We start from the raw sequence: 15,559 nt of genomic DNA on the forward strand, positions 1-15,559 counted from the left end.
AGGAACTCCGGTAACAACGGATCAATGCGGATGCAAACAAAACCTTTCCGGATCGGCACCCGAGGCAGCCCGCTGGCACTCGCCCAGGCTCACGAAGCCCGCGACAGGCTGATGGCGGCGCACGGACTGCCGGAAGAGATGTTCGAAATCGTCGTGCTGAGCACCAAGGGCGATCGCATCACCGATCGCTCGCTGGCCGAGATCGGCGGCAAGGGCCTGTTCACCGAAGAACTGGAGCAGCAGCTTGCGAGCGGCGACCTCGACATCGCGGTGCATTCGGCCAAGGACATGCCGACACGGCTTCCGGAAGGGCTCTGTCTTTCTGCCTACCTGCCGCGCGAGGATGTCCGGGACGCGGTGATCGGACGCACCGCGCCAAAGCTGATCGACCTGCCCCACGGCGCGACCGTCGGCTCCTCGTCGCTTCGCCGCCAGGCGCTGATCCGCCGCATGCGTCCCGATATCAAGGTCATCACCTTCCGTGGCCTCGTCGATACACGGCTGAGAAAGCTGCAAGAAGGCCAGGTCGATGCCACTCTGCTTGCGCTCGCCGGATTGAAGCGGCTCGGCAAGGTCGACGTGATAACCGATATCCTCGCCGCGGAAACCTTTCCGCCCGCACCGGCCCAGGGTGCGATCTGCATCGAAAGCCGCATTGGTGACGCACGCATCGATGCACTCCTTGCCCCCATCAACGATACGGCGACCTTCGACACGGTCTCCTGTGAGCGCGCCTTTCTCGCAGCCCTGGACGGCTCCTGCCGCACACCGATCGGCGGCTATGCCATCTGTGAAGGCGACCAGGTACGCTTCTCCGGCTTGATCATCACGCCGGATGGCCGCAACCAGCACGCCGTCAGCGTTGACGGTCACAGGCGCGATGCGGCTGCGTTGGGCACGCGTGCCGGGCAGGAGATTCGGGCGCGCGCCGGCAGCAGCTTCTTCGACGACTGGAGCTGATGTCCTGATGCGTGTCCTCGTGACCCGTCCTCAGCATTCGGGCGAGCGCACCGCCGAGCGTCTTCGCGAATTGGGGCACGAACCGATATTGCTGCCGCTGTCGCAGCCGGTTCACGATGGCGATGCGGCGGTGCGCGGCCTCGAGACGACCGAAGGCGGTATTGTGATCACCAGTGCTGAAACGATCAGGGCGCTTGCAACGCATAGCGCCGAGCTCGCGGTGCATCTCACGCGGCCTGTTTTTGCAGTCGGGGATGCGACGGCCGAGGAGGCGCGGACGATCGGTTTCACCGCAGTCACGGCGTCCGGCGGCAGCGGCACCGAGCTCGCCGAGACAATCGCGGAAAGGGCAGGCGGCGGCTTTGTTCTCTACCTTGCCGGCCGACCAAGGGCCGAGACCTTCGAGAAGCGCGCGCGCGAAATCGGCCTAAGGATCACCGTCGTGGAATGCTACCGGATGGAACCGACATGGATTGCGCCGCAAACACTGCAAACGATCGTCGCGCATCAGCGGCCGGACGCGATCCTCTTTTTCTCGCGCCAGACAGCGGAAAACTTCTTTCGCGTGATCGAGGCGCACATGAGTCCCGACGGGCTAGCTGGAATGCGCTTTCTCTGCCTTAGCAAATCCGTTGCAGAAGCAGTCCCCATACCGCTGCAGGGCGCAGTAAGCATCGCCAGCGTGCCGGAGGAGCGCAGCCTTTTGTCGCTCCTTTGAACGCTTGCCCGCCCAAATTTGATCTAACCTCTTTCCTTGACTGGCATCACTGACTACTTTCGTTGCATTGCATAAATATGAGGATCTCATGGCACCAGGAAATCCGCCTCGCCACTCGAAGAGCACCGAAGAGCCGGTCACTGTCGATCTGGACGCGCAGGAATTTGCTTCTGCCAGGGACGCCGAAACGAAAGCCGATGAACCGGACGCGAGCCCCTCGGATGAGGCCCGAGCGCAGTCCGAATCGCCCAACGGACCGCCGCCTCACGAAGCGCCGACAGCTGCTGCCGACCCCGCGGCCGATGAGCCGGTTCCACCGGCGCCGCCTGCCCCGCAGCGCGGCAGCACGTCGGCTCTGGTCGCCGCCGGTATCGTTGGTGGCCTGATAGCACTTCTCGGCGCCGGGGCCATTCAATATGCAGGCTACCTGCCCGGCTCATCCGCTCCTGTTACAGCATCTGCCGATGTCACCAATCTCTCCGCCGAAATTGACGGGCTGAAGCAATCGCTCGCCAATCTCGCCGCTGCCCCCTCCACGTCCGATAACAATGCGCTAGAGCAGCGTATCGCTGCGTTGGAAACGACGGCCAAAGCACCGCCGCCTGCTGCCACCGACACGACTGCGGTCGATGCCCTCAATCAGAAGATCGCCGACCTGAACGGCCAGATCGATCAGCTGCGTGGCGCCATCTCTCAAGCCGCGGATCAGAAAACCTCCGACGGCGCCGATATCGAGCAACGTCTGACTGAGGCGGAGAAGAAGCTGAACGAACCGCGGCAGGACGTTGCTGTTGCCAAGGCGATCGCCGCCGCCGCGCTGAAAGCAGCAATCGATCGCGGCGGGCCGTTCGTTGCCGAGCTTGACACTTTTGCCAGCGTCTCCCCTGATGACCAGGCTGCCGCGGATCTGCGCAATTTCGCCGAGACCGGCGTTCCCTCACGCGCCGAGCTGATCCGCCAGCTACCGGATGTCGCAACGGCGATCGTCGATTCCGTCAATCAGGCCGACCCCAACCAGAGCTGGTCCGACCGATTGATGGCAAGCGCCAAATCGTTGGTTAAAGTTCGCCCCGTCGGCAATATCGAAGGCGAGAGCGTTGAGGCGATCGCCGCCCGTATAGAAGACAAGGTGAAGAACGGCGACCTACAGGGGGCCGCAACCGAATGGATCGATCTGCCGGCTCAGGCCAAACAGGCATCGGCCGCCTTCAAACAATCGCTGGAAGCCCGCATCCGCGTCGAGGATCTCGTGGGCAGCGCCTTGTCCAAGGCCGTTTCCAACGCCGGCAAGGAGGGCTGAGGCATGGTCAGGCTCGTCATATTTGCCTTCCTGGTGCTGGCTCTTGGCTACGGATTTTCCTGGCTAGCCGATCGCCCCGGCGATCTTTCGCTGATCTGGGAAGGGCAGCTCTACCAGACCCGGCTCATCGTTGCGGCGAGCGCCCTGATTGCACTCATTGCAGTCGTGATGATCCTGTGGCGGCTGCTGCGGATGATCTGGATGTCGCCCTATTCCATCACCCGCTATTTTCGTGCCCGCAAGCGCGATCGCGGCTATCAGGCACTATCAACAGGCCTGATCGCAGCGGGCGCCGGCAATGCGCTGATGGCGCGCAAGATGGCCGCCCGCTCCCGCGGTCTGATCCGCGCCGATCAGGAGCCGCTGATTGCCCTGCTGGAGGCGCAGGCTGCTTTGATCGAGGGTCGCCACGACGAAGCCCGCGCCAAGTTCGAGGCGATGACCAACGATCCAGAGACCCGCGAACTCGGGTTACGCGGACTGTATCTCGAAGCCAAGCGGCTCGGCGCCAATGAGGCCGCGCGTCAATATGCGGAAAAGGCTGCCGACAACGCGCCCTATCTTCCGTGGGCTGCCCAGGCGACGCTCGAATATCGGAGCCAGGCAGGTCGCTGGGACGACGCCCTACGGCTGCTGGAACAGCAAAAGGCCGGCCGCGTCGTCGAAAAGGCACAGGCCGAGCGGCTTCGCGCCGTACTGCTGACCGCTCGCGCAACCGAGAAGCTAGAGAACGATCCAGCGGGAGCGCGCGACGACGCCACACATGCGCTCAAGCTCGCCGCCGACTTCGAGCCTGCCGCCATCATCGCGGCGAAGGCGCTGTTCCGCGAAGACAAGCTGAGGAAGGCGGCGTCGATCCTCGAGCAGGCGTGGAAGTCGGCCCCGCACCCGGATATCGGCCGGACCTATGTGCGAGCCCGCAGCGGCGACTCTGCTGCTGACCGCCTGAAGCGTGCCGAGCGCCTGGAGGGGATGCGGCCAAACAACGTCGAATCCCTGCTTCTCGTGGCGCAGGCCGCTCTCGACACGCAGGATTTCGCGAAGGCCCGCGCCAAGGCGGAGGCTGCTGCCCGTGTCGAGCCACGCGAATCCGCCTTTCTGCTGCTCGCCGACATCGAGGAGGCCGAAACCGGTGATCAGGGTCGCATTCGCCATTGGCTTGCCCAGGCCCTCAAGGCGCCGCGCGATCCGGCATGGGTGGCAGATGGCTTCGTTTCCGACAAATGGCTGCCGCTCTCGCCCGTCACCGGCCGACTGGATGCTTTTGTCTGGAAGGCTCCGTTCGACCATGTGGAGAAGGCGGCCGATGAAAGCACGACGATCTCGATCGACAGCGCGCTGAGAACGCTGCCGCCGGTGCGCGAAGCCCGTTCAGAAAGCCCGGCCAACGACCACCGCATCATCGAACTCGAGCGGGCCGCCACGATCGCTGAGGCGGCGCGTCCATCTCCAAAACCGCCTGCACCAACCAAGCGGGCGGCAGAAGCTGCAATTTCACCCGAACCGCGCCCCTTCTTTGGCGGCCTGCCGGACGATCCCGGCGTTCGCAATCCAGCGGCAGAGCCAGAACCCAAGACACGGCTTCGCCTTTTCTAGACAAACAGGACCTAAATGTTCGAACGCTTCCAGGAATTTTTTCAGAATCTGACTTCCGACAATGCAAAGAAAGGCTTCGCCCCCGATGATCCGCGCATCGCGGTGGCCGCGCTCTGCATGCAGGTCATGGAGGCGGACGGTCAGGTCAAGGACAGTGAGACGAAGCGGCTTCGTAAGCTGCTCAAGGATCAGTATGGGCTCGACCGCAAGCAACTCGATGCGCTGATGGCCGCCGGCCAGGAGGCGGAAAGCGATGCCGTCGACTACTACCGCTTCACCTCGGATCTCAAGCGCCACCTCAACACGGAACAGCGGCTCGAACTGATCGGAGTCCTCTGGGACATCGTCTATGCCGATGGCGAGCGCAGCGAGATGGAGGATGACGCGATCTGGCGTATCGCCGAACTTCTTGGCGTTTCGGCTCGTGAGCGCATCCAGAAGCGGCAGGAGGCAGCGCGACGGGTCACGGATACCGAGGTAGTGCAGGACGATGCCGACTGACCGCTTTCCGGAGACGGGCGAACATCCCGTCCTGATTGTTCTGCATCAGGAGCGTTCCAGCCCTGGCCGGGTCGGTCAGCTTCTGGTCGAGAAGGGATATCGCCTCGATATCCGGCGCCCGGTTCTCGGCGATAGACTGCCCTCCACGCTCGCCGAACATGCGGGCGCCGTTGTCTTCGGTGGCCCTATGAGCGCCAACGATACAGATGATTTCGTCAAGACGGAGATCAACTGGCTCGATGTGCCGCTGAGAGAGAAACGCCCGTTGCTCGGCATCTGCCTTGGCGCACAGATGCTGGTGAGGCAGCTCGGCGGCAAGGTTCAGGCGAATGCCGACGGTTCCACCGAGATCGGTTGGTATCCGCTACGTCCCACCGAGAAGGGCCGCCTGCTGATGCACTGGCCCAAGATGGTCTATCACTTCCATCGCGAAGGTTTCGACCTGCCGCACGGTGCCGAGCTGCTCGCGGAAGGCGATACCTATCCCAATCAGGCCTTCCGCTATGGCGGCCATGCGTGGGGTCTGCAGTTCCATGCCGAGCTGACACGCGCGATGATGCACCGCTGGGTGGTTCACGGCGCCCATCGCTTCATTCTTCCGAACGCGCAGCAGGGTCGCGAGCATCTGGAAGGACGCATGCTCTTCGACGCGCCGCTGAAAGCGTGGCTGAACGAGTTCCTTGATATTGTTTTCGAGGGCAAGACGTCCAAATCCGTCGCAACATCCAGGGCCGTCCTTCCCGCTTAGCAGCGTGCGCCCGGCACAGCGTCGTGCTAGAATCGCGCACACCACCACTCTGGTAATATTCACAAGCAAAATTGCGTTCCGAGCCAAGATTAGATCTTTGAATTGCCGTGCCCGAGCAATGACGACCAAAGCTATCTCCGGAGGAATTCCATGGCTAACTACGAACAGAGACTTGCCGCGATGGGATTGGTTCTACCGCAACCCCTGAAACTGCCTTCCAACATGGTCCTTCCGTTTCCGTGGGTGAATGTGCGCGGCAATCGCGCATTCGTCTCAGGCCATGGTCCGCAGAATACCGATGGTACGCCCGCCGGCCCATTCGGAGCCGTTGGCGAGAACATCTCCATTGAGGAGGCCAAGGCATCCGCGCGGAAAGTAGCTCTTTCCATGTTAGGCAGCCTGAAGCGGGAGTTGGGCAGCCTTGATCGCATTACCGGCTGGTGCCGCGTGCTCGGTATGGTGAATTGCGCGCCGCGCTTTGCCAATCCGCCAGCCGTAATCAATGGTTTTACCGAACTGATCATCGAGGTGTTCGGGCCGGAGGTGGGCAGTCACTCCCGATCCGCGATTGGCGTTGCCGGCCTGCCGCTGAACTTTCCGGTCGAAATCGAAGCAGAGGTCATCATCTCGGCCTGAGGGCCGTCACACTTTTCCTAGCCGCTCCGGCGCATCAAGCGTGTCGATCTTGCGGAGCTTCGGAAAGCTCGTTGCCCAAATCGCCGCCACGGCAAGCGTGCCAATACCGCCGATGATAACCGCAGGGACGGCGCCAAAAATGGAAGCCATCGTGCCTGCTCGAAATTCGCCGAGTTCGTTCGAGGCGCCCACGAAGACCATGTTGACGGCATTGACCCGACCGCGCAGTTCGTCCGGCGTCCAGAGTGCGATCAGGCTCTCCCGCACATAGACGGAAATCATATCGGCCGCACCCATGATGGCCAGCGCCGCGATCGATAGCTCCGTGCTGGTCGAGAACCCGAAAACGACGGTGCCGATGCCGAATAGGGCGACGCCGACGAACATGGCGACGCCGGCACTATGCCTGAGCGGATAGGCGGCGAGAAAAATTGCCATGGCGATCGCGCCAACCCCGGGCGCCGAGCGTAGAAGGCCGAGCCCCCAAGGACCGAGGGTCAGGATATCGCGGGCGAAGATCGGCATCAGTGCCGTTGCGCCGCCCAAGAGCACCGCGAAGAGATCGAGCGAAATCGCTCCAAGCACGACTTTCTCCGCCCGAATGAAGCGGAAGCCGCCGAGGATCATGTCCCAGCTTTTGGCTTCACCAGTCGTCTTCTGCGGTGGCTTGGGGATCATATAGAGCAGTGCTGCACCAAGGGCCGCGAAGATAACAGCGACCGTGTAGGCCGTATGAGGGCTGACGCCGTATAACAGGCCGCCAAGAACGGGGCCTGTGATCGCCGCGAGTTGCAATGAAGACGAATTCCAGGCAATGGCGTTCGACAAATCCTCTGTTGGCACAAGGTTCGGCGCCAGCGACTGCACTGCCGGCGACATGAAGGCGCGCTCGATGCCGAAAACCAGCAGAACGGCAAATACAGGCAACGGCGAGAACGTGCCGGTTATCGTCATCAATAGCAGCGCCAGCGTACACATGGCGCTGACGAGCGAGCAGATGGCGGCGATCGCACGTCGATTGTGCCGGTCGGCGACGGATCCTGTGACAAGGATCAGGACCAGCGATGGCAGAAATTGTACGAGGCCAATCAGTCCGAGATAGATGGCGCTGCCGGTCTGGTCATACATCTGCCAGCCGACGGCAACACTGACGATCTGCTGCGAGAACGACAGCAGAAACCGTGCAAAGAAGAACCGGGTGTAGGACGAATGCCGGAACGCAGCAAAACGATCTCCGGTTGGCGAAAAGGACATGAAGGCTTTCCAAGGCAACAGGCCAGACGCCAACGCACGACGCCGCTGTTAAACATGATTTACAATGCGTTTCGAGACAGCACTTGCTCGTTTAGTCGTCAATGTCTACATGTCTGTCAACAACGAACTGGAGATTGCAATGCTTGCGCTTTTTCAAACCATTGATTTGGCTTTGAATCTCTACACTTGGGTGCTGATCGCCAGCGCTATCTTTTCCTGGCTGTATGCTTTCAACGTGATCAACTCCAGCAACCAATTTGTCAATTCGGTCGGCATGTTCCTCTACAACGTGACCGAACCGCTGCTGCGACCGATCCGCCGCGTGCTGCCGAACCTCGGCGGCATCGACATCTCGCCGATCATCCTGTTGCTGATCATCTTTTTCGTGCGCTCGCTGATGTGGAATTCAATCTTCCCGCTGGTGGCATGAGCCAGCCCTGGGCTGCATTCACCGACCACATCTTTCTTGCAGTTCGCCTGACGCCCAATGGCGGGCGCGACGCAATCGACGGCGTGGACACCGACGCCGAGGGCAAGTCCCACCTCAAAGCCAGAGTGACTGCCGTTGCTGAAAAGGGAAAGGCGAACAAGGCGCTGATCGCGCTCGTCGCCAAGTCGCTTGGCGTCGCGAAATCATCGATCAGCCTCGCCTCAGGCGATACGTCGCGTAAAAAAACCCTCCGGATCGAAGGCGACCCGGAGGATTTGATCAGGACATTGGGTGCTCTCGTCGAGAGCTGATCAGGCCTTTTCCTTCTTGGCGCGTTCGATCGCCTCAAGGATCAGGGCGCCGGCTTCCTTGGAATCACCCCAGCCGAAGATTTTCACCCACTTGCCGGGCTCGAGATCCTTGTAGTGCGAGAAGAAGTGCGCGATCTGCTTCAGCGTGATCTCCGGAAGGTCGGTATAGTCCTTTACCTTCTCGTAGCGCAGGGTCAGCTTCGGCGACGGTACGGCGATGATCTTCTCGTCCTTGCCGGAATTGTCTTCCATCTTGAGAACGCCAATCGGGCGCACGTTGATGACGCAGCCCGGAACGAGCGGACGCGTGCTAGCGATAAGAACGTCGATTGGATCGCCGTCTTCAGATAGCGTGTGCGGCACGAAGCCGTAATTGCCCGGATAGGTCATCGGCGTATAGAGGAAGCGATCAACGACCAGCGTCCCGGCCTCCTTATCCATCTCGTACTTGATCGGGTGGCCGCCAACGGGCACTTCAACGATTACGTTGACATCTTCCGGCGGGTTCTTGCCGATGGAGATCGCGTCAATGCGCATAGAGCTTCCCTCTAAAGGTTAAGTCGATGGTTGCCAGATACTGGGAATCATCCCGCAACGCAACACGCCCGTGCGGATTTGAGGCTGTCTTAAAACGACGGTCAAGGCAATACGCGGCTTGCGGGTCGTTGCCGCGCAAGCGCCGCACCGGATCCGAGCAACGTCCCTCGTCGTCTGATGAGATGCGGCGCAGGTACCGGCCCAGCTGCCTCAGCCTTCTCCAGAGGTGGAGACCAAGCATGACCCGACGCTGCAGCCGGTCGGCGACTATGCCCGTCACCAGCCCCGCCTATCGAGATCATGACCGGCAACGTCGCCGTAATAAAGGTCACGGGATTGCCGTTATCGCCGTGAGGCCACCGGCTCATACTGTAAGAGGAAAAACGGAGAGACCGGCCTCAACCCCAGATGAAGCCGATTTTCTTTAGCTGCTTCTGGTCGAAAGTTTCCATGCCCTCGCAATAGTCGACGCCACCGTGGCTGCGATAGAACTGCGCTCCGGTCTCGTTTTCCTCGAGGCACCAGACGACCAGTCCATTGCAGCCGAGCGACTTCAGAAGCCGTCTTGCTTCGCCGAAGAGCATGTGCCCGAGGCCAATCCCCTGGTACTCCGGCCGGAGATAGAGTTCGTAGATCTCGCCTTCCTGCGGCAGCGCACGGGCACGATTGAGGCCAAGTGTCGCGTAGCCTGCGACCATGCCGGCCACGTCGAGAACGAGTAGTGTTGCGGGTCCGCGGGTCGCCTTGCGCCACCAGTTCTCCCCGCGACGCTCGATCATTTGCCGCAACGCACGATGCGGAATAATCCCCGCATAGGTGTGCTGCCACGCAAGCCGATGCACTTCCGATATAGCTCGGGAATCCTGCGGTTCGGCCCGCCGAACATCGATCGACAACGTCTTCATAACGCTTACTCTGGTCCCATTGTCGGCAATTAACCATATGCGCCCAACGCATTCAGGTCGCTTGCCCACAGACTTAACGTGTGGACGACGGCTGAAATTTAACGCTTTTTTAACTATTGCGACAAGCCGGATTCGACGCAGCACACAATAAAAAACCCCGGCACGATGGCCGGGGTTGAAAGACTTCAAGGCGTCTGGATGGCTCAGGCGATCTTTGCCTTGCTGAAGCGCTTGCGATCGTTTGCGTCGAGATACATCTTGCGCAGGCGGATCGACTTCGGCGTCACTTCCATCAGCTCGTCGTCCTGGATCCAGGACAGAGCGCGGTCGAGCGTCATGCGGATCGGCGGCGTCAGCTTTACGGCTTCGTCCTTGCCGGCAGCGCGGATGTTGGTCAGCTGCTTGCCCTTGAGAACGTTGACTTCAAGATCGTTGTCGCGGGAGTGGATGCCGATGATCATGCCCATGTAGACCTTTTCGCCCGGCTCGATCATCATCGGGCCGCGATCTTCCAGGTTGAACATGGCATAGGCCACAGCTTCACCCGCAGCGTTTGCGAGCAGAACGCCGTTGGTACGGCCACCGATTTCGCCCTTGTAAGGCTGGTAGTCCTTGAACAGACGGTTCATCACGGCGGTACCGCGCGTGTCGGTCAGGAGTTCCGACTGATAGCCGATCAGGCCGCGCGTCGGCGCATTGAACACCAGGCGAACACGGTTGCCGCCCGAAGGACGCAGCTCGGTCATTTCGGCCTTGCGCTCGGACATCTTCTGGACGACGACGCCGGAATGCTCTTCGTCGACGTCGATGACGACTTCTTCGATCGGCTCCATCAGCTGATCGTTCTCGTCGCGGTGCATCACGACGCGCGGACGCGATACGGCGAGCTCGAAACCTTCGCGGCGCATGGTTTCGATCAGAACGGCAAGCTGCAATTCGCCACGACCCGACACGTAGAAGGAATCCTTGCCTTCTGCTTCCTCGATCTTCAGCGCGACGTTGCCTTCGGCTTCCTTGTAGAGACGATCGCGGATGACGCGCGAGGTCACCTTGTCGCCTTCGGTGCCGGCCAGCGGGCTGTCGTTAACGATGAAGGACATGGTGACGGTCGGCGGATCGATCGGCTGTGCGGTCAGCGCCTCGGTAACAGCCGGATCACAGAAGGTGTCGGCAACCGTGCCCTTTGAGAGACCGGCGATGGCCACGATGTCGCCTGCATGTGCTTCCTCGATCGAGGTGCGCTCGATGCCGCGGAAAGCGAGGATCTTCGAGATACGGCCGTTTTCGATCAGCTTGCCGTCTTGGCTCAGAACCTTGACGGCCTGGTTCGGCTTGATCGAACCGGAATTGATGCGGCCGGTGATGATGCGGCCGAGGAAGGGGTTGGCTTCGAGGATTGTGCCGATCATCGTAAACGGGCCCTCGTGGACTGTCGGCTCCGGAACGTGCTCGAGCACCAGGTCGAGAAGCGGTGCCAGACCCTGGTCCTTCGGACCTTCCGGGTTGACGTTCATCCAGCCATCGCGGCCCGAACCGTAGAGGATCGGAAAGTCGAGCTGCTCGTCGGTCGCGTCGAGGTTCGCGAAGAGGTCGAAGACTTCGTTGATGACTTCTTCGTGCCGACCATCAGGACGGTCGATCTTGTTGATCGCGACGATCGGGCGAAGGCCGACCTTCAACGCCTTGGAGACGACGAACTTCGTCTGCGGCATCGGGCCTTCGGAGGAGTCGACCAGAACGATCGCGCCGTCCACCATCGACAGGATACGCTCGACTTCGCCACCGAAGTCGGCGTGGCCGGGGGTGTCGACGATGTTGATGCGAACACCCTTCCACTCGACGGACGTTGCCTTGGCAAGAATCGTGATGCCGCGCTCTTTTTCCAGGTCGTTGCTATCCATGACGCGTTCTGCAACGCGCTGGTTCTCGCGGAACGAGCCGGACTGTTTCAGAAGCTCGTCAACCAGTGTCGTCTTGCCATGGTCAACGTGCGCGATAATCGCGATGTTGCGAAGTGCCATATGTCTATATCTCTGAGGCTGGGGCGCCGCGCTGGGAGAAGGCGCCAATTTCATTTGGGCGGCTCATACAGTGTTTTTCGCTTCTGCGAAAGGGGGGAAAGCCGATTGCCTGCCACCCATGGCGTCAACTCGATATCTGCGGGTCGATGGTCGTCCGCCACAGTTCCGTGTCGTTCCGGTCTATCAGCCGCACCCTCAGTTGCTCGGTCTGCCCATCGATATCGATCAGCCCGAAAAATTGCATGCCGGCCGATGGCGGCAGGTTCTGCTCCGGGCCGCCGGGTGCTGCCTTCATGAACTTCACCTGCGGCCGAAGGTCATGTCGAGTTGTTGCGGGCCGTAGGTTCCGGAATGGAGAGGTCCAGCCACGAATTCCCAGAACGGGAGGAACTCGCGGAACGTCGCCTTGCCGGGATCGTAGGAGTGCGCTGCCGTATAGTGCACGTCGGCCGTCAGCCAGACCATGTTGGATATGCAGGCATCGCGGACGAACCGCAGCAGGTCGGCAAACTCCAGCTCGCGACCGAGTGGCGCGCCATTGTCGCCGTTCGAGATTGACTCGCTTCCCCGCCGATGTCCGTAGTCGTCCCAGATCACAAGCCCGATCGGCAGATCGCAGGCAACCTTCCACGTCGCCGTCGAGCAAGCAGCGCCAGCGTCTTGCCCTTGGAAAGCGAAATGCCGATGCCCTTCAGAACAGGCGTTGCACCATAGTGCAATTCGACGCCGGCCCTCGAAACGGCAGCACTCGTCTATGAAGGCTGAGAGGTCATGAAAAAACCGGCATCGGTTAAGGTCGATGCCGGTTGCTTATTAACCTTCAGTGACAGTCATGTGACGAAGCGGTCAGATGTTGTCACCCGCCAATACTTTAGCTTTTGCGCATCCAAGATGCGCAAAACATGACTTGTCAGGCGTCGCTGCCGGACAGTTCTTCGAAGGTCGCAAGTCCCTTCTTCACCAGCATTGCATCCGGGCTCGGCAGCTTGCCTCGGAAGGCCTTGTAGGCATCCTCGGGATCGATGGCGCCACCGACGGAATAGATGTTGTCCTTCAGCTTGGCTGCCATTTCCCGGTTGAACGCGTCGCCCGTCTCCTCGAAGGCGGCGAAGGCGTCCGCATCAAGCACCTCGGACCACATGTAGGAATAGTAGCCGGCTGAATAACCGCCGGAGAAGATGTGCTGGAAGTGCGGCGAGGCGTGACGCATGACGATCGATTTCGGCATGCCGAGCTCCGAGAGCACCCCGGCCTGCACCGCCATCGGGTCCTCGACCTTGTCGCGCGTGTGGAACGCCATGTCGACAAGCGCGGAGGAGGTAAACTCGACCGTATTGAAGCCGGAATTGAAAGTGCGGGCCGCCAGAACCTTGTCCAGCAGCGCCTGTGGCATCGGCTCGCCGGTTTCGAAATGCACCGCATACTGCTTGAGGATCGCTGGCACCGTCAGCCAGTGCTCGTAAAGCTGCGACGGCAATTCAACGAAATCGCGCGAGACGCCCGTGCCGGAGACCGAGGGATAGGTGACGTTCGAGAGCATTCCGTGGAGCGCATGGCCGAATTCGTGGAACAGCGTGCGCGCATCGTCGAGCGACAGAAGCGCGGGCTTGCCTTCGGCAGGCTTGGCGAAATTGCAGACATTGTAGATGATCGGCAGCTCGCCCTGTCGTCCGTCCTTCAGCGGCAGCTTGTGCTGCGACTGGAATGAGCTCATCCAAGCGCCGGAGCGCTTCGAGCTGCGAGCGAAATAATCGCCAAGGAAGAGCGCCACCAGCGTGTCCTCTCGGTCGCGGATCTCGAAAACGCGAACATCGGGATGATAGGCGGGAACGCCTTTCTTCTCGACGGCACGAATGCCGAACAGCCGGCCGGCGACGTCGAAGCAGGCATCGATGATCTTCTCGAGCTGGAGATAAGGCTTCAACTCGGCTTCGGAGAAGTTGAACCGCTGTGCGCGGATCTTCTCAGCATAGTGCCGCCAGTCCCAGGGCATGACCTCATGGTTCTTGCCCTCTGCGGCGATCAGCTTGGCGATGTCGGCCTCTTCTTCGCCGGCCCGCTTGACAGCTTTCGCCCACACCTGTCGAAGTAGGTGGTTCACCGCACCGGGCGTCTTCGCCATCGTGTTGTCGAGCTTCAGTTCCGCGAAGTTACCATAGCCGAGGAGCTTCGCCACCTCGTCGCGAAGCGCAAGCATATCGCGGATGATGCCGCGATTGTCCGTCACACCATCGTTCTCGCCGCGCGCTACCCAAGCCTCGAAGGCCTGCTCACGCAGATCGCGCCGCTCGGAGAAGGTGAGAAACGGTTCGATGATCGAGCGCGACAGGGTCACGGCAAATTTGCCCTCTTCGCCTCGCTCGCGTGCAGAAGCCGCCATCGCATCCTTCAGGAATTCGGGAATGCCGTCGAGATCGGCGCCGTCGGAAAGGATCAGCGCCCAGTTCTTTTCATCGGCAAGCACGTTCTGCCCGAACTGGGTGCCGAGGCCGGCGAGCTTTTCGTTGAGGCCCGCAAGCTTCTCCTGCTCGGGCTTCGGCAGCTTCGCGCCGGATTTGACGAAACCCTTCCAGTGCCGCTCCAGCACCCGTGTCTGCTCCAGCGACAGACCAAGGCTTTCGTGCGCTTCCCACAGGGCATCGATGCGGGTAAAGAGGGCCGCATTCATGCCGATCTTGGAGTAGTGACGCGACATCTTCGGCGAAATGTCCCGCTCCAGTGTTTGGATTGTGTCGTTGGTGTGAGCGCCTGCCCGGTTCCAGAACAGTGCGGATACGCGCGACAGCTGATCGCCTGCAATCTCTAGAGCAGCGACCGTGTTCTCGAATGTCGGCGCTTCCGGATTTCCGGCGATCTCATCGATCTCCTTCTCGTGTGCGGCGAGTGCGGCATCGAAAGCGGAAGCGAAGTCACCGTCGTTGAGCGCATCGAACCGAGGCAGGCCGTGAAGGCCGTTCCATTCGAAGAGTGCCGGATTGAATTGTGGTGTGGAAGGCATGCGGACATCCTTTGTGGCAGGCAACTGAACAGGCAATATAGGGATGCCCGTACGCAATTGGTATTGCCGATCGGACGCTCTTTCCGCCGCCTGACTGTGAAAAGTTCACGGCAAGAAATGATGCATGAGAATTAACCAATCGTTAACGATTGACGCGGCTTCGGCGCGCGCGATAGCTTTGCTCGTCATCTTCTTGCAATTGGATATGGGCCATGGAAATCCTTTCTGTGCGGTCTTCGCCGAATTTCCTTTTCAGAAGAAATTCCGATAATTCTAATAGTTACAATGAATTAGAAGCCAAAATCGGCACAGCTGCGAAGCCTTCGACGGCATTCCACATTGATGAAACTGGCGGCGATACGCCGGATTTCTCCGCGATCAGCGCCAGCGAACTGCGCCAATATGCAAGGCAGAGCTTCGATGCGGGCGCGATCAATCAGGATACATTCGCCGCCATCTCCGAACCGCTGCCGATGCGAACGATCGACCCAGCCGGCAACATCCTCGACCTCTCCGATATCACCGATGCGACGAGCTTCAATTTCCGGGACTACTACAAAGATCAGCTGCAGATCGCGACGTCGATCGGCGACCCGGAAACGGTGGCAACGCTCAATTCGGTCGTCAGTTTCCTCGACGTCTGA

General features: G+C 60.6%; 15 protein-coding genes and 1 pseudogene. 10 read left to right on the forward strand and 6 right to left on the reverse strand.

The window, feature by feature from the left end:
* The first annotated feature begins 30 nt into the window (after window positions 1–30).
* The 7 genes from hemC (at window position 31) to LPU83_RS57845 (ending at window position 6,459) form a co-directional block, all read left to right on the forward strand.
* Window positions 31–960 (forward strand): hydroxymethylbilane synthase, encoded by a 930-nt coding sequence (gene hemC, locus LPU83_RS57815; RefSeq protein ID WP_024316806.1) that lies wholly within the window; start codon window positions 31–33, stop codon window positions 958–960.
* A gap of 7 nt (window positions 961–967) precedes the next feature.
* On the forward strand, window positions 968–1,678 hold the full coding sequence (locus tag LPU83_RS57820; RefSeq protein WP_024316805.1) for a uroporphyrinogen-III synthase: 711 nt from the start codon (window positions 968–970) through the stop codon (window positions 1,676–1,678).
* A gap of 88 nt (window positions 1,679–1,766) precedes the next feature.
* On the forward strand, window positions 1,767–2,978 hold the full coding sequence (locus LPU83_RS57825; RefSeq protein WP_024316804.1) for a COG4223 family protein: 1,212 nt from the start codon (window positions 1,767–1,769) through the stop codon (window positions 2,976–2,978).
* Window positions 2,979–2,981: 3 nt separating this feature from the next.
* Window positions 2,982–4,574 carry a heme biosynthesis protein HemY gene (locus tag LPU83_RS57830; RefSeq protein WP_024316803.1) on the forward strand — a complete coding sequence of 531 codons (1,593 nt, stop codon included), beginning with the start codon at window positions 2,982–2,984 and terminating at the stop codon, window positions 4,572–4,574.
* Between the two features lie 15 nt (window positions 4,575–4,589).
* The gene (locus LPU83_RS57835; RefSeq protein ID WP_007794220.1) at window positions 4,590–5,075 is read left to right on the forward strand and encodes a tellurite resistance TerB family protein; all 486 of its coding nucleotides are present in this window, start codon (window positions 4,590–4,592) and stop codon (window positions 5,073–5,075) included.
* The gene (locus tag LPU83_RS57840) at window positions 5,065–5,823 is read left to right on the forward strand and encodes a glutamine amidotransferase (RefSeq protein WP_024316802.1); all 759 of its coding nucleotides are present in this window, start codon (window positions 5,065–5,067) and stop codon (window positions 5,821–5,823) included. Before LPU83_RS57835 ends, LPU83_RS57840 begins: the two co-directional genes overlap by 11 nt.
* Before the next feature lie 150 nt (window positions 5,824–5,973).
* Window positions 5,974–6,459, forward strand: a complete 486-nt coding sequence (locus tag LPU83_RS57845) for a RidA family protein (protein ID WP_024316801.1) — start codon at window positions 5,974–5,976, stop codon at window positions 6,457–6,459.
* 6 nt (window positions 6,460–6,465) lie between these two features.
* Here the strand turns inward: LPU83_RS57845 and LPU83_RS57850 are convergent, their stop codons facing one another.
* Entirely contained in the window at window positions 6,466–7,713 is a 1,248-nt protein-coding gene (locus LPU83_RS57850; RefSeq protein WP_024316800.1) for an MFS transporter, read from the reverse strand.
* Window positions 7,714–7,852: 139 nt separating this feature from the next.
* On the opposite strand from LPU83_RS57850, the gene LPU83_RS57855 reads away from it, so the two are divergent.
* Entirely contained in the window at window positions 7,853–8,143 is a 291-nt protein-coding gene (locus tag LPU83_RS57855; RefSeq protein ID WP_016556606.1) for a YggT family protein, read from the forward strand.
* Window positions 8,140–8,454: a DUF167 domain-containing protein gene (locus tag LPU83_RS57860; protein WP_024316799.1), complete on the forward strand. Its 315-nt coding sequence runs from the start codon at window positions 8,140–8,142 to the stop codon at window positions 8,452–8,454. Before LPU83_RS57855 ends, LPU83_RS57860 begins: the two co-directional genes overlap by 4 nt.
* On the opposite strand, the gene ppa is transcribed toward LPU83_RS57860, so the two are convergent.
* The 5 genes and pseudogenes from ppa to LPU83_RS57885 form a co-directional block, all read right to left on the reverse strand.
* On the reverse strand, window positions 8,455–8,991 hold the full coding sequence (gene ppa, locus LPU83_RS57865) for an inorganic diphosphatase (protein ID WP_024316798.1): 537 nt from the start codon (window positions 8,989–8,991) through the stop codon (window positions 8,455–8,457). It abuts the gene before it with no gap.
* Between the two features lie 398 nt (window positions 8,992–9,389).
* Window positions 9,390–9,896 carry a GNAT family N-acetyltransferase gene (locus tag LPU83_RS57870; protein ID WP_024316797.1) on the reverse strand — a complete coding sequence of 169 codons (507 nt, stop codon included), beginning with the start codon at window positions 9,894–9,896 and terminating at the stop codon, window positions 9,390–9,392.
* Window positions 9,897–10,099: 203 nt separating this feature from the next.
* On the reverse strand, window positions 10,100–11,917 hold the full coding sequence (typA, locus tag LPU83_RS57875) for a translational GTPase TypA (RefSeq protein ID WP_024316796.1): 1,818 nt from the start codon (window positions 11,915–11,917) through the stop codon (window positions 10,100–10,102).
* Window positions 11,918–12,041: 124 nt separating this feature from the next.
* A pseudogene (locus LPU83_RS57880) lies at window positions 12,042–12,565 on the reverse strand (alkaline phosphatase D family protein); the annotation flags it as partial.
* 262 nt (window positions 12,566–12,827) lie between these two features.
* The gene (locus tag LPU83_RS57885; protein ID WP_024316794.1) at window positions 12,828–14,915 is read right to left on the reverse strand and encodes a M3 family metallopeptidase; all 2,088 of its coding nucleotides are present in this window, start codon (window positions 14,913–14,915) and stop codon (window positions 12,828–12,830) included.
* Window positions 14,916–15,127: 212 nt separating this feature from the next.
* Between LPU83_RS57885 and LPU83_RS57890 the strand changes: the two genes are divergently transcribed.
* Complete coding sequence (locus tag LPU83_RS57890; RefSeq protein WP_024316793.1) at window positions 15,128–15,559, forward strand: hypothetical protein; 432 nt, start codon at window positions 15,128–15,130, stop codon at window positions 15,557–15,559.

The sequence above is a fragment of the Rhizobium favelukesii genome (assembly GCF_000577275.2).
GTDB classification, from domain to species: Bacteria; Pseudomonadota; Alphaproteobacteria; order Rhizobiales; family Rhizobiaceae; genus Rhizobium; species Rhizobium favelukesii.

What these genes read in the sequence shown, in the direction of transcription:
- hemC (WP_024316806.1), top strand. Translation starts at nt 31, where the DNA reads ATGCAAACAAAACCTTTCCGGATCGGCACCCGAGGCAGCCCGCTGGCA.
- LPU83_RS57850 (WP_024316800.1), bottom strand. Translation starts at nt 7,713, where the DNA reads ATGTCCTTTTCGCCAACCGGAGATCGTTTTGCTGCGTTCCGGCATTCG.
- LPU83_RS57835 (WP_007794220.1), top strand. Translation starts at nt 4,590, where the DNA reads ATGTTCGAACGCTTCCAGGAATTTTTTCAGAATCTGACTTCCGACAAT.
- LPU83_RS57870 (WP_024316797.1), bottom strand. Translation starts at nt 9,896, where the DNA reads ATGAAGACGTTGTCGATCGATGTTCGGCGGGCCGAACCGCAGGATTCC.
- LPU83_RS57820 (WP_024316805.1), top strand. Translation starts at nt 968, where the DNA reads ATGCGTGTCCTCGTGACCCGTCCTCAGCATTCGGGCGAGCGCACCGCC.
- LPU83_RS57825 (WP_024316804.1), top strand. Translation starts at nt 1,767, where the DNA reads ATGGCACCAGGAAATCCGCCTCGCCACTCGAAGAGCACCGAAGAGCCG.
- LPU83_RS57890 (WP_024316793.1), top strand. Translation starts at nt 15,128, where the DNA reads ATGGAAATCCTTTCTGTGCGGTCTTCGCCGAATTTCCTTTTCAGAAGA.
- LPU83_RS57885 (WP_024316794.1), bottom strand. Translation starts at nt 14,915, where the DNA reads ATGCCTTCCACACCACAATTCAATCCGGCACTCTTCGAATGGAACGGC.
- LPU83_RS57860 (WP_024316799.1), top strand. Translation starts at nt 8,140, where the DNA reads ATGAGCCAGCCCTGGGCTGCATTCACCGACCACATCTTTCTTGCAGTT.
- LPU83_RS57855 (WP_016556606.1), top strand. Translation starts at nt 7,853, where the DNA reads ATGCTTGCGCTTTTTCAAACCATTGATTTGGCTTTGAATCTCTACACT.
- LPU83_RS57845 (WP_024316801.1), top strand. Translation starts at nt 5,974, where the DNA reads ATGGCTAACTACGAACAGAGACTTGCCGCGATGGGATTGGTTCTACCG.
- typA (WP_024316796.1), bottom strand. Translation starts at nt 11,917, where the DNA reads ATGGCACTTCGCAACATCGCGATTATCGCGCACGTTGACCATGGCAAG.
- LPU83_RS57830 (WP_024316803.1), top strand. Translation starts at nt 2,982, where the DNA reads ATGGTCAGGCTCGTCATATTTGCCTTCCTGGTGCTGGCTCTTGGCTAC.
- ppa (WP_024316798.1), bottom strand. Translation starts at nt 8,991, where the DNA reads ATGCGCATTGACGCGATCTCCATCGGCAAGAACCCGCCGGAAGATGTC.
- LPU83_RS57840 (WP_024316802.1), top strand. Translation starts at nt 5,065, where the DNA reads ATGCCGACTGACCGCTTTCCGGAGACGGGCGAACATCCCGTCCTGATT.